Raw genomic sequence first — 14,661 nt, 5'->3', positions numbered from 1 at the left:
GGCAACGACACCCTCACCGGCGATGCGCAGGCCAACTGGCTGGCGGGCTCCACGGGCGCCGACCGCCTCTCGGGCGGAGCCGGCGACGACGTGCTGCTGGTCGATGCCGCTGACATAGCCATCGATGGCGGCGACACCACCAGTGGCGAAGCTTTCCGACTAATTACCTCGTCAATAGCGGCAAATGAAAGCGGCTGGCGGATTTGGGTATGAAGCGCTTGTTGATCTGTTGGCTGAGTTGCCAGGCCTTTTTTCCGATCTTTGCTCAAGAAGAAGTTTTGCAAAAAGCCACAGAATCAGAAAAAAAAGTACTGGCGTCAACGCCGCCCGAAATTGCGGCGCAAAAATTCTTGCGAGCCGTACATGAGTTGGAGATGGAGGCAGATAGCGAGGCTCAGATCAAGGAAAAAATCAAAAAGGTAATTCAAGAGCTGGGGTGGGATATTGAATCGTTCGCCCTTTCTCGCTTCGAGATCAATAGGGGGATGACGACAAATGTGCGCATTGATATTAAAACTTCAAATTATTGTATAAAAAATAAAATATGGATCGATTTGTCTGGAAAACCATTTGGTCTTAATCTGGCTCAGCCGTTTCGATACGTCAATATATCTACGCCGGAGGCGGTTGATCGTCTTGTAGGCGCTCATGTCGTAGTGCTTCACTATCGCTTAAATGAGAATTATCGGTACTCGCTCGAATCTGATGAAGAATCTGGGTGCTTTTTCCGTTTGACAATTGAATAAAATTTAAGGGAGTTAAATCATGCCGACAACCAATATTGCCCAGACTTCTATTGTTTTTAAAGATATTCAAACTAAATTCAACTCTACTCAGTGGATGGAGGTTTTGCGTCTAATCAATTCATCGGAGACGCTTAAATCTCAGCTCCACTTGATGGAGGTGGACATCAAATCAGGAAGGGCTTCGGCGATTTTTGCTGAGACGGCAGGAAGTGCCGCCTTTTTCTCGGATGCCAGCGGAATTTCCAAGGTGATTTTAGGAGCGACTTGGTTTAATAGTGCCGTAACGTTCGTGGGCGTCGTTTCACACAAATTGGGACACTACGTCAATCGCTACAACGACAATGCCAGTTGGGGATTGAGTTTGGCAAGTGGTGATCCATCGAAGGTCCAAACCGCCTGTGTCAGCCGAGAGGGCTTTGCCATAAGCAACAACGTTCAGGTCGCCCAAGAAATTCGTGCCGCCACGGGCACCAGCATCGCTATACCCGGCCAACGTGCCGGCGACGATCTAATCACCATGGCGACAGGCTTGAAAGCCTCGTACCTGGCATCAGGAGTCTCGCTAACTGAAGTTGACCCCCTTTCACGGACGCCATACTGTTCACATCAGTGGAGTCCCGAATGCCCAAATCAAAGCCGCCGTATCCGGCGGAATTTCGTCAACAGATCGTCGAGCTGGCGCAGGCCGGCAGGACGCCCGCAGAGCTTTCGCGTGAGTTCGGCCCGAGCGCGCAGAGCATCACCAACTGGATCGCGCAGAGCGCGCGTGACAGTGGCAAGCCTTTGCCCGGCAAGGAAGGCCTGACGATGGCCGAACGCGAAGAGCTGGTGCGATTGCGGCGCAAGCTGCGCCAGGTCGAGCAGGAGCGCGACATTCTGGTAAAGGCTACGGCCTGGTTCGCCGCGAGGCACGACAAGACGTCCACGCCGTCTTCGAGCTCGTGAGCGCGATCCAGGCCGACCCCCAGCGCCGTCTGAGCGTGCGAGCCGCGTGCCGCGTACTCGGTGTTTCGCACAGCGGCTTCTACGATTGGTGCGCCCGCATGCCCAGCGCGCGGGCAATGAGCAACGCCCTGCTCACCGAGAAGATCCGACAGGTGCACAAGGCTTCAGATGAAACCTATGGCATGCCTCGCGTGCGTGCACAACTGCGCATGGATGGCGAACAAGCGAGCCGCAAGCGCGTGGCCCGCCTGATGCGCAACGCGCGCATCCGAGGTGTCAGCCGCCGGCGAGGGTTCACCGTCACCACCGAACGCAACGCGCGACAGCGACCGGCGCCCGATCTGGTGAACCGGCGCTTCCGCGCGGATGCGCCTGACCAACTGTGGGTCGCCGACATGACGTACTTGCCGACGTGGACGGGCTTCGTCTACCTGGCCGTTGTCATCGACGCATTCAGCCGCAAGGTGGTGGGCTGGTCCATGAGCGAGCAGATGACGACCGACCTCGTGCTGGCAGCGCTGAACATGGCGTTGCACACGCGTAGACCCGACTCGGTCATCCACCACTCGGACCAAGGCAGCCAATACACCAGCATTGCCTTCGGCAGCCGCTGTCGCGAGATGGGTGTGCGTCCTTCGATGGGAACGGTGGGCGACGCGTACGACAACGCCATGGCCGAGAGCTTCTTCGCGAGCCTCGAATGCGAGCTGATCGCCCGCAGGAAGTGGACGAGCAAGAGCGAAGCAAAGACGGCCGTGTTCACCTGGATCGAAGGTTGGTACAACCCGCGCCGGCTGCACTCGGCGCTCGACTACCTGTCACCAATGCAATTCGAGGAGAAACAACGCGCGAACAACGATCGCGCCCATGAACACGGGTTACCCACCGCGTCGGTCGGTTCGTCGCAAGCGCCGACCGACGCCGTGGATAACCCTGCACCCGAGAGCGCTTGAGATTCAAGCAAGTACCTGTCCGTGGGATGGGGTCAAGACCAGAGACCTTGTTGACGACTCAATTCGAAGAGGTTCTCAGTGAGAAAGCTATTGTTCGACGTTGCCCTGATAGTTGCTTTGCTAGTAGGTTTGGGACCATGGTTACTGCTTGATGCTCCCGGTTCTGGTTGGTATTTTGTTTCAGTGATCGCCGGACTGTTTATTGCCATCTTGGGAATGGGCTCTCAAATGGAAAAACTCGGACAGGGGAACACAGGAGAGGAGTTGCTTCGATCGATGTGGTCTTGGATTAAAGAAAAATTCAGGCGCGCTCGCTGATCGCAAGAACGGCAACGGCGACAGTTGCGCGCCCCCGGGCAGTGAGCGCGGTAGTTGGGCACCTCACCGCCGGTTCATCGATCCGACGAGAGCCCGGGCCGGGGTGGACGGATTGCTGGAGCAGGCGTTCGCGCCGAGTACGGGGAAGGCAATAGTTGACTCGGTTGCCGTTGATTTGGCAGCGAAGGCTTTTTCCGACAGAACAGGAGTACCGCTCGTAGTCGTCAATGATTGCTGGGCGCGAAATCAAACCACGGCTGCAAGGTGCCTGCGACACAGGATATGACGCTCAAGCTCATATGCTGGGCAAGGACATCCAGGCGAGAAACTACTTCGGACTGGCTTGGATTGGACAAAATCCAAGCTCCGTTCGAGGTAGAGCCTCGCGATAGCATCAGTATGTCTACGCTCAATCGTGTTTCTTAGGCAACTTTGCACACACACAACGAGCAGTGGCGCAACATTTTCGCCAAGCTATCGCGGGCCAAATGCCGCAACTGCACCATGTGCAAATGGGAACCACGGCTGCATCTCGGGGGTAGGCTGAATGCAGAAGGACTTCGGCATCTTGATGCGCACGCGCCCGATCCCGAGGCCGTCGTGGTTGACCCTCCAATAGCCTTGCGAGTGCCAAGCACCGGCTTCACCAACAGCAGCAACACCTCTGGCGTTTCTGGCGTGCACCTACGCATAGGCCGCAATGGGGTTCCCCAAGCATGGGTGGCGCGCACGCGCGTCGGCAACATCACTCAATTCCAGGCGTTCGTGATTTCCAAGTACGGCGATGCCAGAGCGAAGGCGCTGGCGATTGTCGAGCGCGAAAAGCACTTGAAGAAGGCGGCAACGCTGGCAAGGGCGGACGCAAAAAAGGGCAATGACTCCACATTGCCCTTTCCCGCTTTCATCGACTGACGGCGTCGAGTTCCTCCGAACCCGACACGATCTCAATGCTTCTCAAGCCGCCTTCATCGCTCGCCCTTGGACCAGCGTCTCCTCACGCAGCCGCTCGTACTCCGGCTTCGGCACCGGCACCGCGTCGGCATTGCCGAGGTCGTTCATGTGGATGCGGTAGGTCTCGCGGGCACTCAGCGCAGCGATCGCCGCGATCACCGTGATGCCGAAGGCCAGCGAGCCGACGATCAGCGGGATGTTGGCCGCGCCGGGAGGCGCCACCGTGGCGAACAGGGCCGGCAGCATGGCGGTGATGGCGGTTCCGATGTTCTGCGAGATCGCCATGGCCGAGACGCGGGTGCGGGTCGGGAAGAGCTCGGGGTAGAAGCTCGGGAACACCGCGTTGTAGCCCTGGTAGACCACGCCCCACATCAGGAGCGACATGCAGATGGCCAGCGGCACGCTCTTGATGCTGATCGCATAGAGATAGCCGAAGGCCAGCAGCCCGGAAGCCAGCGCGCCGAAGATGATGGGCGGCTTGCGGCCGATGCGGTCCGACAGGTTGCCCACGTAGGGAATGACCACCACCGCGAGGATGTTGCCGAGCACCGGAATCCACAGGTAGATGTCCTTCGCGAAGCCGATGCCGTAGGCCGACTGCACCGCATAGGCCGCGCCGAAGATGGTGGCGACGACGGGGATCACGTTCATCAGCGCCATGCAGATGACGCGGATCATGTCCTTCCAGCTGTACTTGAAGGCGTCGACGATGGGCGAGCGCGGGCGCTGCTGCTGCTGGCCTTCCTCGGCGAAGGCGGGCGTCTCGTCCACTTCCCTGCGGATGATGTAGCCGGCGACGATCACGATGAAGCTCAGCAGGAAGGGAATGCGCCAGCCCCAGCTGTTGAACTCCTCGGTGGGCATGTAGTGGGCCAGCGGCAGGAACACGGCCGCGGCCAGGATCTGGCCGGCCTGCACGCCCTGCAGCGTGAAGCTGGCGAAGAATCCGCGCCGGCCAAAGGGCGCGTGCTCCAGGATCATCGAGCTGGCGCCCGAGATTTCGCCGGCAACCGCGAAGCCCTGGACCAGGCGGCAGACCACCAGCAGCACCGGTGCCAGCAGGCCGACCTGGTCGTAGGTGGGCAGCAGGCCGACCGCGATGGTCGAGAAGCCCATCAGGAACATGCAGAGGACCAGCACCTGCTTGCGGCCGTGGGTGTCGCCCCAGTGGCCGAGGAAGAAGGCGCCGATGGGCCGGGCCACGTAGCCGACGCCGTAGGTCGCCAGCGAAGCGACGATCGCGATGGCGGGATCGCCCTTGGGGAAGAAGATCTGCGGAAAGATCAGCGAAGCCGCGGTCGCGTAGATGAAGAAGTCGTAGTACTCGAGCGCCGAGCCGATCCAGCCGCTGGCGGCGGCCTTCTTCGACTGATGCCGGCCTTGCGGCTCGTGCTCCTGGGATTTGCTCATGAGGTGTGTCTCCGTTGGGGGTGGGCGGAGCGGACTGTAGGCGGCGGGCACCCCTGCGGGCAACGGCTTGGCCAGCGCGACGAATCGATGATCGATCAATTTCGTACGATATTCGCGCGAAATGGGGGTTTGTACTGGGATTCTGGCGCCCCAGGCGCCGTGTCCCCTAGGCGTCGATCGAGCCCCGAGCGCACCCGCTCGCCCGATACGGGGATGCACGCGGCCCCTGGGTCCGCTGCGCCCGAAGGGCCTGTTTCCATACTTTCTTGCATTTTTCCGGGTTAACCCTGGATGGCGTTCGACGCATCGGCTTCTACTATTTATTCAACTTGAATTAATTAATAAGCCGCAAGGAGACAGCCCGTGACGACAGCCGGCCCCGGTCGAGGCACCAACTCGGTGAACCTGCGCCTCTACAACGAGCGCAGCCTGCTGCAGCGCCTGCGCCGGGCCGGCGAGGCCTCCAAGGCCGACCTGGCGCGCTGGGCCCAGCTCACCAACACCGCGGTGGGCAGCATCGTGCAGTCGCTGGAGGAGTCGCGGCTGATCGAGCCGGCCGGCCGGCGCCAGGAAGGCCAGCGCGGCCAGCCCGCCGGCCTCTACCGCGTCAACCCCGAGGGCGCCTACGGCATCGGCGTGCGGCTGGACCGCACCAGCATCGAGACCGTGCTGATCGACCTGGGCGGCCGCATCCTCGCGCGTGCGGCGCACGACGTGCTCCTGCCCCACCCCGACAAGGCCCTGGCCCTGGTGCGCGAGGACGTGCAGCGCATGACCGAACGCCTCGATGCCGCGCAGCGCCGCCGCCTGACGGGCATCGGCCTGGCCCAACCCTACAACCTCGGCGCGTGGCTGCGCGAGCTCGACCTGGAGGCCGACTTCCGCATCTGGGACGAGGTGGACTTCGGCGAAATGCTGGCGCAGGCCACCGGCCAGCCGGTGTTCAAGGAGAACGACGGCAACGCCGCCGCGATCGCCGAACTGTTCTTCGGCATCGGCCGCGAGGAGAACGACTTCCTCTACGTCTTCATCGGGGCGGCGCTGGGTGCCGGCGCGGTGATCGGCGGCGAGAGCCTGCGCGGCAGCACCGGCAACGCGGCCGACCTCGGCCTGATGCCGGTGCCGCCCAGCCGGCTGGACTCCGCGCCGGCGCCGGTGCGGCGCTGGGACATCCTGCTGTCGCGCGCCTCGCTGAACGCACTGACCCGCCACCTGCGCCACCACGGCATCGCGGTGCAGGGCCATGCCGACCTGGAGGCCTGCGTGCAGGCCGGCCGCGCCGAAGTGCAGGAATGGCTGGAGGACTGCATCGACGCGCTGGTGCCCTCCACCCGCGCCTCGCTCGCGGTGCTGGACCTGCCGGTGGTGGTGATCGACTGCGACATCGACAGCGGCCTGATCGACCAACTGATGCAGTCCCTCGACGCCGGCCTGCGCGCCATCGCGCCCGAGGCGCGCCAGACCCCGCGCATCGTGCGCGGCAGCTTCCGAGCCGACGCCGGCGCCATCGGCGCGGCCAGCCTGCCGATGTTCTTCAACTTCTCGCCGCGCGCCGACCTGCTGCGCGGTCGCTTCCACCCCCACTCACAGGAGACGGCGAATGCATGACTCCCCGCCCGCGCTGCTCGAGCTGCGCAGGATCTCCAAGACCTTCCCCGGCGTGAAGGCGCTGCAGGACGTGCAGCTGCGCGCCAGCGCCGGCCGCGTGCACGCCCTGATGGGCGAGAACGGCGCCGGCAAGTCGACGCTGATGAAGGTGCTGTCGGGCGCCTACATGCCCGACCCCGGCGCCGAGATCCTGATCGACGGCAAGCCGGTGCACATCGACGGGCCGCTCGCGGCCAAGCACCTGGGCGTGTCGGTGATCTACCAGGAGCTGAGCCTCGCGGCCAACCTCACGGCAGCCGAGAACATCTACATGGGCCGGCCGCTGCGCCGCGGCGGCCTGGTCGACCGCGCCGGCATGCATGCCGCGTGCGAGGCCACGCTCAAGCGCCTGGGCGCGGACTTCGGGTCGTCCACCCGCGTGGCCGAGCTGTCGATCGCGCAGCGCCAGCTGGTGGAGATCGCGCGCGCCGTGCACTTCGACTGCCGCATCCTGGTGATGGACGAGCCGACCACGCCGCTGTCCACCCACGAGACCGACCGCCTGTTCGCGCTGATCCGCCGGCTGCGCGACGAGGGCCTGGCCATCCTCTACATCAGCCACCGCATGGACGAGATCGACGAGCTGGCCGACGAGGTGACGGTGCTGCGCGACGGCAGCTACGTCGGCACCCTCGCCCGCGCCGAGCTGTCGCGCGACAAGCTGGTGAAGATGATGGTGGGCCGCGACCTCTCCGGCTTCTACCGCAAGGAGCACCACGGCCAGCACACGGGCGAGACGGCGCTCACCGTGCGCGACCTGCGCGACGGCCGGCGCGTGCACGGCTGTAGCTTCGAGCTGCATGCGGGCGAGGTGCTGGGCCTGGCCGGACTGGTCGGCGCCGGCCGCACCGAGCTGGCGCGGCTGATCTTCGGCGCCGACGTGCGCACCGGCGGCGAGGTCCAGCTCAACGGCAGCGGCCCCGTGCTCGACATCCAGCGGCCGATCGACGCCATCCGCTCCGGCATCCTCTACCTGACCGAGGACCGCAAGGGCCAGGGCCTGTTCCTCGACCTCTCGGTGCGCGACAACATCAACGTCATGGTGAGCCCGCGCGACGCGAAGGCCGGCGGCGTGATGGACGGCAAACGCGCCGCGCAGCGCGCCCGCGACGCCATCTCGCAGCTGTCGATCCGGGTGGCCTCGCCGCGCGTGAACGTGGGCTCGCTCTCCGGCGGCAACCAGCAGAAGGTGCTGCTCGCGCGGCTGCTGGAGCTGGCTCCCCGCGTGCTGATCCTGGACGAGCCCACGCGCGGCGTGGACATCGGCGCCAAGAGCGAGATCTACCGGCTGATCGACGAGCTGGCGCGCCGCGGCGTCGCCGTGCTCGTCATCTCCAGCGAACTGGCCGAGGTGGTGGGCATCTGCGACCGCGTGATCGTGATGCGCGAAGGCCACCTGGTCGGCGAGGTCGGCGGCTCGAGTGCCCTGGCCATCACGCAGGAAAACATCGTCGCGCTGGCCACCGGCGCGGCGGCCATCCATGCCCCCGTGCTGCATTGACGTTTCGCACGGACCCCATCCCCCAGGAGACATCATGAGCAAGCAGACTCTTCCCGCCTTCGCGGCGGTCGGCCACCCCCCCGCGCCCGGCGCCCTGCGCGGCGCCTCCGGCAAGGACATCATGCGCGCCCTCGGCATGCTGCCGGTGCTGGTGCTGCTGTGCATCGGCTTCAGCTTCGCGAGCGAGAACTTCTTCAGCCTGCAGAACCTGTCGATCGTCTCGCAGCAGGCCTCCATCAACATCGTGCTGGCCGCCGGCATGACCTTCGTGATCCTGACCGCGGGCATCGACCTCTCGGTGGGCTCGATCCTCGCGGCCTCGGCCGTGTCCGCGATGCTGGTGTCGACCATTCCGGGCCTGGGCATGCTGGGCATCGCGGCGGGCCTGGGCTGCGGCCTGCTGTTCGGGCTGATCAACGGCGTGCTGATCGCCTTCCTCAAGCTGCCGCCCTTCATCGTGACGCTGGGCTCGCTCACCGCGGTGCGCGGCATCGCGCGGCTGCTGGGCAGCGACACCACGGTGTTCAACCCCCAGCTGCCCTTCGCCTTCATCGGCAACGGCGAGGTGCTGGGCGTGCCCTGGCTGGTGATCATCGCCTTCGCGGTGGTGGCACTGTCCTGGTTCATCCTGCGCCGCACGGTGCTGGGGCTGAACATCTACTCGGTCGGCGGCAACCCGGAGGCGGCGCGGCTGGCCGGCATCAAGGTCTGGGCGGTGCTGCTGTTCGTGTACTGCGCCTCGGGGCTGCTGTCCGGCCTGGGCGGCGTGATGGCCTCGGCCCGGCTCTATGCGGCCAACGGGCTGCAGCTGGGTGCCTCCTACGAACTCGATGCGATCGCGGCCGTGATCCTGGGCGGCACCAGCTTCGTCGGTGGCACCGGCTCCATCCTGGGCACGCTGGTCGGCGCGCTGATCATCGCGGTGCTGACCAACGGCCTGATCCTGATGGGCGTGTCCGACATCTGGCAGTACATCGTCAAGGGCCTGGTGATCATCGGCGCGGTCGCGCTGGACCGCTATCGCCGAAAAGATTCGGCGCGTACCTGACCCCTTCCCTTCCTCTACAACCACCCTGGAGACTCTCCCATGCGCAAATCCATGATCGCCCTGGCCCTCGTGGCCTCGCTGCTCGGCACCTCCGCCGTGCAGGCCCAGAACAAGCAGATCAAGAGCGTCGGCATCACGCTCGGCTCGATGGGCAACCCCTTCTTCGTCTCGCTCGCCAAGGGCGCGGAGGCGAAGGTCAAGCAGTACAACCCGAGCGCGAAGGTGAACGCGCTGTCGGCCGACTACGACCTGAACAAGCAGTTCTCGCAGATCGACGGCTTCATCGCCTCGGGCGTGGACATGATCCTGGTCAACGCGATCGATGCCAAGGCCATCGAACCTGCCCTGCAGAAGGCCAAGAAGGCCGGCATCGTGGTGGTGGGCGTGGACGTGGCGGCCAACGGCGCCGACGCGACCGTGCAGACCAACAACGTGCAGGCCGGCGAGATCGCCTGCCAGTACATCGTCGAGAAGCTCGGCGGCAAGGGCAACGTGATCATCCAGAACGGGCCGCAGGTGTCGGCGGTGATCGACCGCGTCAACGGCTGCAAGTCGGTGCTGAAGAAAAGCCCGGACATCAAGATCCTGTCGGACGACCAGGACGCCAAGGGCTCGCGCGAGGGTGGGCTCAACGTGATGCAGAACCACCTGACGCGCTTCCCCAAGGTGGATGCGGTGTTCGCCATCAACGACCCGCAGGCCATCGGCACCGACCTGGCGGCCCGGCAGCTCAACCGCAAGAACATCATCATCACCTCGGTCGACGGCGCGCCCGACATCGAGACCGCGCTCAAGAGCGACACCCAGGTGCAGGCCTCCGCCAGCCAGGACCCGTACATGATCGCGCAGAAGGCGGTGGAGATCGGCCAGGACATCATGAACGGCAAGAAGCCCGCCGACCCGATGACGCTGCTGCCCTCGACGCTGATCACGCGCACCAACGTCAAGGACTACAAAGGCTGGCAAGCCCCGCGCTGAATATGGCCCCCAAGCTCCGTCACTTCGTGTACTCGCGCCCCCCCGAGGGGGCCTCAGTCCGCCTTGGGGCGGCCCGGCGGCGGACTGGTCTCGGTATCAACCGCATGAAACTCTTCGAAGGTATGCCATGTTCGTGGTCTGCGGCGAAGCGCTGATGGACGTCTACATGGGCGAGCCCACGGCCACCGGCCTGGCGCTCGATGCGCGCATCGGCGGCTCGCCGCTCAATGTGGCGCAGGGGCTGGCGCGGCTGGAGCGGCCGGTGGCCTTCCTGACGGGCCTGTCGACCGACGCCTCGGGCGAGCGGCTGCTGGCCTCGCTGCGGGCCGAGGGCGTCGACACCTCGCTGGTGCTGCGCAGCGACGCGCCCAGCACGCTCAGCGTGGTCAGCGTGGACGCCGCCGGCGTGCCGCGCTACGCCTTCCACGGCAAGGACGCGGCAGACCGGCAGATCACGCACGAGAACCTGCCGGCGCTGCCATCGGCCGCACGCGTGCTGCAACTCGGCTCCTACGCGCTGGCGGTGGAGCCGGTGGGCAGCGCCCTGCGTGCGCTGGCCGCGCGCGAGTGCGTGCAACGCCTGGTCGCCTATGACCTGAACGTGCGCCTCAACGTCGAGCCCGACCTGGCGCATTGGCGCGAGGTGGTCGCCTTCATGGCGCCGATCGCGCACCTGATGAAGACCAGCGACGAGGACCTGGCCCTGCTCTACCCGGACGAGACGCCCGAGCAGGTGGCCGCGCGCTGGCTGGCGCTGGGCGCGGCGCTGGTGGTCGTCACCCGCGGCCGCGACGGGGCCACCGCCTGGACCCGCGAACGCCGCATCGACACGCCCTCCCCGGCCGTCACGGTGGTGGACACCGTCGGCGCCGGCGACACCTTCCAGGCGGCGCTGCTGGCCTGGCTGGACGAGCAGGACGCCCTCACGCCCGAGGCGCTCGCCGGGCTCGGCGCCGAAGCGCTCGGCCAAGCCCTCGGCTTCGCGGCCCGCGCAGCCGCCCTCACCTGCTCGCGCCGCGGCGCGGACCTTCCGAGGCGCGCGGAGCTGCGCTGAGGCTACGTTCGGGAGGCGTCGAAGCCTCCCAGAAAAGGCTCGATCCCGACGATGGGAAAGGCGGCCTGCCCGGCAAGCACCAGCAGGTCGCGGTCGCCGCTGACCAACGTGGCCTTGCCGGCTGCAGCCAGCTGCAGAAAAGGGAGGTCGAAGGGATCGCGACACGGCGGCACGGCGGGTGGCGGCTCGGGCAGCATGACCACCTCGGCGTAAGGCAGGTAGTCGGCCAGCAGTTCCTCGCGCTCGGCCGGCGACAACCTGAACTTCGGATAGGCCAGCACCCGCACCAGCTCCCCGGCCGTCGCCCTGCTGACCAGGGGCGTGCAGGCCCCCTGCTGCCACAGCCCGCGCAGCCGGCGCGTTGCAGGCCCGCCGAACACCAGAGCGGACAGGACCACGTTGGTGTCGAACACCACTCGCACGGCAGCGGCCATCGCTCAGGCCTTGCGCCTGCTCCTGGAGGAGGTGGCGCGATAGGTCGGCCGCGGCTCGGCGGCCAGCAGTTGCTCGGACTCGGCGCCCTGCCTTGCCCAGTCGATGGCGTCGCGGACATCGGTTTCGTCCAAGCCCAGCGCCGCGAGCTTGGCCCGCACCGCATCGCCGCGCTGGATGCGCACCGGCGTCAGAACGATCTGGCCCTCGCGCACCTCCACGTCGAAGTATTCGGCCGCGCCCACCTGGTCGGTCACGCTGCGCGGCAGCGTCAACTGGTTCTTGGAGGTCATCTTGGCGAGCATGGAATATCCCTGAAGTAAGGAATCCTTACTTTAGCGATGACGCCCCGGTACCGTCAACCGCCCGACTCCAACCGCTGCGTCCGCCAGGCACACACGCTGCCCGCCACTGCCAGCAGCGTCGCCACCCCGAACATCACCACGTAGCCGTAGTGCTGCGCGATCGCCCCGCCCGCCAGCACACCCAGCACGCCGCCGAAGCCATAGCCGATCACGGTGAAGAGCGCCTGCCCGCGGCCGCGCAGCCGCCCGGGGAAATGGCGCGACACCATCGCGACGCAGGTGGTGTGGTGCGCGGCGAAGGACAGCGCGTGCAGCAGCTGCGCGCACACCAGCGCCCAGAGCCATGCGCCGCCCCCCGTGGTGAGGCCGAGCCGCAGCACCGCGGCGACGCCGCAGATCAGCAGCCAGCGCGGCATCGCGAAGCGGCCCAGCAACCGCCCCTGCAGGAAGAACCACCCCACCTCGGACGCCACCGACAGCGCCCACAGCAGGCCGATCACGCCCTTGCCGTAGCCGAGCGAGTCCAGGTACAGCGACAGGAAGCCGTAGACCGCGAAATGTGCCATCACGTGGAAGAACAGCGAGGCGAAGAACCAGCGCACGGCCGGCAGCCGCAGCACGGGGCCGACGGGCTCCTTCTGCGCCGCATGGGCCAGCGGCGGGTCGCGCATGTCGGGCAGGCGCAGGGTCGCGATGAGCACGATGGCCAGCGTACCGCCCGCCCAGGCCGGAAAATGGCCCATGCCGAAGCGCTCGAACCATTCGCCGGCGATGAAGACGGTCGCCAGGAAACCGGCGGAACCCCAGAGCCGGATACGCCCGTAGCGCCCCCAGTCGCCGGCCACCAGGTGCGCCATGGCCGCCTCGGTGAGCGACATCATCGAGCTGGTGTGGGTGAACATCACCAGCAGCACCAGCCCCAGCCACCAGGGGCCGCCGTTCCACCACAGGCCCAGCGAGGCGACGAGCGCCACCCCCGCGCTGATGCGCAGCAGCAGTACGCGCTGGCCGGTGTGGTCGCTGAGCGCCCCCCACGCATAGGGCGCGAAGACCCGGGTGATCGACTGCACCGAGGTCAGCAGGCTGATGATGAAGATCGGCAGCCCCAGGTCCTTGAGCCAGAGCGGCAGGTAGGGGTTGAAGAAACCGATGTGGGCGAAGTAGCTCGCCGACAGAACCGCGAAGGCCAGCAGGTGGCCGCGGCCGCCGGCGGGTGGCGGCGCCACTAGAGGAAGGACGCCTGCGGCGACGTTCCCTCTGCCGCGGACTGCCCCGGATCGGGCGCGCCGATCACGTCGCCGCACTGGGCGCGGTTGCGCAGCGCATGCTCGATCACCACCAGGGCCAGCATCGCCTCGGCAATGGGCGTGGCGCGGATGCCGACGCAGGGGTCGTGCCGGCCCTTGGTGACGACCTCGACCGGCTGGTTGTGGATGTCGACGGACTGGCGCGGGCTGATGATCGAGCTGGTGGGCTTGATCGCGATGCTCACCTCCAGGTCCTGCCCGGTCGTGATGCCGCCGAGCGTGCCGCCGGCGTTGTTGCTGTCGAAACCATCAGGCCTGATCGAGTCGCCGTGCGTGGTGCCGCGCTGCGCCACGCTGGCGAAGCCGGCGCCGATCTCCACGCCCTTGACGGCATTGATGCCCATCATGGCCCAGGCGATGTCGGCGTCCATCTTGTCGAACAGCGGCTCGCCCAGGCCCACCGGCACTTTCGAGGCCGTCACGCGGATGCGCGCGCCGCAGGAGTCGCCCGACCTGCGCAGCGCGTCCATGTAGGCCTCCAGCCGGGAGACATCGGCGACGGGCGCGAAAAAGGGATTGTTCGGCACGTGCTCCCAGCGCTCGAAGGGAATCTCGATCTCGCCGATCTGTGCCATGCAGCCGCGGAAAACGGTGCCGTACTTTTCGAACAGCCACTTTTTGGCCACCGCGCCGGCCGCCACCATCGGCGCGGTCAGCCGCGCCGAGGAGCGCCCGCCACCGCGCGGGTCGCGGATGCCGTACTTCTTCCAGTAGGTGAAGTCGGCATGGCCGGGGCGGAACTGCTGGGAGATCTGGCCGTAATCCTTGCTGCGCTGGTCGGTGTTCTGGATCAGCAGCGCGATCGGGGTGCCGGTGGTGCGGCCCTCGTAGACGCCGGAGAGGATCTGCACGGCGTCGGGCTCGTTGCGCTGGGTCACGTGGCGGCTGGTGCCGGGTCGGCGACGATCCAGGTCGCCCTGGATGTCGGCCTCGCTGAGGGCCATGCCGGGCGGGCAGCCGTCGATGACGCAGCCGATCGCGGGACCATGGGATTCGCCGAAGTTGGTCACCGCGAACAGGGTGCCGAAGGTGTTGCCGCTCATGGGCGGCGATTATCCCAGCAAGG

General features: G+C 66.0%; 14 protein-coding genes and 1 pseudogene. 10 read left to right on the top strand and 5 right to left on the bottom strand.

What is annotated here, in order from left to right:
• The 5 genes and pseudogenes from A8M77_RS36260 to A8M77_RS36255 all read left to right on the top strand — a co-directional run.
• Positions 1-213: pseudogene (locus A8M77_RS36260) on the top strand (hypothetical protein); the annotation flags it as partial.
• On the top strand, positions 210-746 hold the full coding sequence (locus A8M77_RS35630) for a hypothetical protein (protein WP_143694798.1): 537 nt from the start codon (positions 210-212) through the stop codon (positions 744-746). The pseudogene A8M77_RS36260 and the gene A8M77_RS35630, both read left to right, overlap by 4 nt.
• A 621-nt stretch (positions 747-1,367) precedes the next feature.
• A protein-coding gene (locus A8M77_RS29165; RefSeq protein ID WP_443272951.1) for an IS3 family transposase occupies positions 1,368-2,644 on the top strand; the annotation gives its coding sequence in 2 pieces (ribosomal slippage) (positions 1,368-1,626 and positions 1,626-2,644; 1,278 coding nt in all).
• Positions 2,645-2,722: 78 nt separating this feature from the next.
• On the top strand, positions 2,723-2,962 hold the full coding sequence (locus A8M77_RS35625) for a hypothetical protein (RefSeq protein ID WP_143694797.1): 240 nt from the start codon (positions 2,723-2,725) through the stop codon (positions 2,960-2,962).
• Positions 2,963-3,394: 432 nt separating this feature from the next.
• Positions 3,395-3,874 (top strand): hypothetical protein, encoded by a 480-nt coding sequence (locus A8M77_RS36255; RefSeq protein WP_158101018.1) that lies wholly within the window; start codon positions 3,395-3,397, stop codon positions 3,872-3,874.
• Positions 3,875-3,916: 42 nt separating this feature from the next.
• On the opposite strand, the gene A8M77_RS29155 is transcribed toward A8M77_RS36255, so the two are convergent.
• Positions 3,917-5,323: an MFS transporter gene (locus A8M77_RS29155; protein WP_086924965.1), complete on the bottom strand. Its 1,407-nt coding sequence runs from the start codon at positions 5,321-5,323 to the stop codon at positions 3,917-3,919.
• A gap of 363 nt (positions 5,324-5,686) precedes the next feature.
• Here A8M77_RS29155 and A8M77_RS29150 point away from each other — a divergent pair, with 363 nt between their 5' ends.
• From A8M77_RS29150 to A8M77_RS29130, 5 genes are all read left to right on the top strand, one after another.
• A complete protein-coding gene (locus A8M77_RS29150; RefSeq protein WP_086924964.1) occupies positions 5,687-6,931 on the top strand; it encodes an ROK family protein in 1,245 nt (414 codons plus the stop codon).
• Complete coding sequence (locus A8M77_RS29145; RefSeq protein ID WP_086924963.1) at positions 6,924-8,471, top strand: sugar ABC transporter ATP-binding protein; 1,548 nt, start codon at positions 6,924-6,926, stop codon at positions 8,469-8,471. The genes A8M77_RS29150 and A8M77_RS29145 overlap by 8 nt, the downstream gene beginning before the upstream one ends.
• Before the next feature lie 121 nt (positions 8,472-8,592).
• On the top strand, positions 8,593-9,519 hold the full coding sequence (locus A8M77_RS29140) for an ABC transporter permease subunit (RefSeq protein ID WP_238137019.1): 927 nt from the start codon (positions 8,593-8,595) through the stop codon (positions 9,517-9,519).
• A 39-nt stretch (positions 9,520-9,558) separates the two neighbouring features.
• The gene (locus tag A8M77_RS29135) at positions 9,559-10,497 is read left to right on the top strand and encodes an ABC transporter substrate-binding protein (RefSeq protein WP_086924961.1); all 939 of its coding nucleotides are present in this window, start codon (positions 9,559-9,561) and stop codon (positions 10,495-10,497) included.
• A gap of 127 nt (positions 10,498-10,624) precedes the next feature.
• Positions 10,625-11,551 carry a carbohydrate kinase family protein gene (locus tag A8M77_RS29130; RefSeq protein WP_086924960.1) on the top strand — a complete coding sequence of 309 codons (927 nt, stop codon included), beginning with the start codon at positions 10,625-10,627 and terminating at the stop codon, positions 11,549-11,551.
• A 2-nt stretch (positions 11,552-11,553) separates the two neighbouring features.
• On the opposite strand, the gene A8M77_RS29125 is transcribed toward A8M77_RS29130, so the two are convergent.
• The 4 genes from A8M77_RS29125 to aroC are packed head-to-tail and all read right to left on the bottom strand — an operon-like array spanning position 11,554 to position 14,638.
• A complete protein-coding gene (locus A8M77_RS29125) occupies positions 11,554-11,985 on the bottom strand; it encodes a putative toxin-antitoxin system toxin component, PIN family (protein WP_086924959.1) in 432 nt (143 codons plus the stop codon).
• Between the two features lie 3 nt (positions 11,986-11,988).
• A complete protein-coding gene (locus A8M77_RS29120; RefSeq protein ID WP_086924958.1) occupies positions 11,989-12,288 on the bottom strand; it encodes an AbrB/MazE/SpoVT family DNA-binding domain-containing protein in 300 nt (99 codons plus the stop codon).
• 53 nt (positions 12,289-12,341) lie between these two features.
• Entirely contained in the window at positions 12,342-13,514 is a 1,173-nt protein-coding gene (locus tag A8M77_RS29115; protein ID WP_086924957.1) for an MFS transporter, read from the bottom strand.
• Positions 13,514-14,638 carry a chorismate synthase gene (gene aroC, locus A8M77_RS29110; RefSeq protein WP_086924956.1) on the bottom strand — a complete coding sequence of 375 codons (1,125 nt, stop codon included), beginning with the start codon at positions 14,636-14,638 and terminating at the stop codon, positions 13,514-13,516. Before aroC ends, A8M77_RS29115 begins: the two co-directional genes overlap by 1 nt.
• Positions 14,639-14,661 lie beyond the last annotated feature (23 nt).

Origin of the sequence: Variovorax sp. JS1663 (assembly GCF_002157355.1) — a bacterium.
In the GTDB taxonomy this organism is placed as follows: domain Bacteria; phylum Pseudomonadota; class Gammaproteobacteria; order Burkholderiales; family Burkholderiaceae_C; genus Variovorax.
This window is presented reverse-complemented; position numbering and strand designations above follow the sequence as displayed.

Excerpts from the sequence above, each read along its gene's own strand:
- A8M77_RS35630 (WP_143694798.1), top strand. The coding sequence starts at position 210 with ATGAAGCGCTTGTTGATCTGTTGGCTGAGTTGCCAGGCCTTTTTTCCG.
- A8M77_RS29155 (WP_086924965.1), bottom strand. The coding sequence starts at position 5,323 with ATGAGCAAATCCCAGGAGCACGAGCCGCAAGGCCGGCATCAGTCGAAG.
- A8M77_RS29145 (WP_086924963.1), top strand. The coding sequence starts at position 6,924 with ATGCATGACTCCCCGCCCGCGCTGCTCGAGCTGCGCAGGATCTCCAAG.
- A8M77_RS29140 (WP_238137019.1), top strand. The coding sequence starts at position 8,593 with ATGCGCGCCCTCGGCATGCTGCCGGTGCTGGTGCTGCTGTGCATCGGC.
- A8M77_RS29135 (WP_086924961.1), top strand. The coding sequence starts at position 9,559 with ATGCGCAAATCCATGATCGCCCTGGCCCTCGTGGCCTCGCTGCTCGGC.
- A8M77_RS29130 (WP_086924960.1), top strand. The coding sequence starts at position 10,625 with ATGTTCGTGGTCTGCGGCGAAGCGCTGATGGACGTCTACATGGGCGAG.
- A8M77_RS29125 (WP_086924959.1), bottom strand. The coding sequence starts at position 11,985 with ATGGCCGCTGCCGTGCGAGTGGTGTTCGACACCAACGTGGTCCTGTCC.
- A8M77_RS29120 (WP_086924958.1), bottom strand. The coding sequence starts at position 12,288 with ATGCTCGCCAAGATGACCTCCAAGAACCAGTTGACGCTGCCGCGCAGC.
- aroC (WP_086924956.1), bottom strand. The coding sequence starts at position 14,638 with ATGAGCGGCAACACCTTCGGCACCCTGTTCGCGGTGACCAACTTCGGC.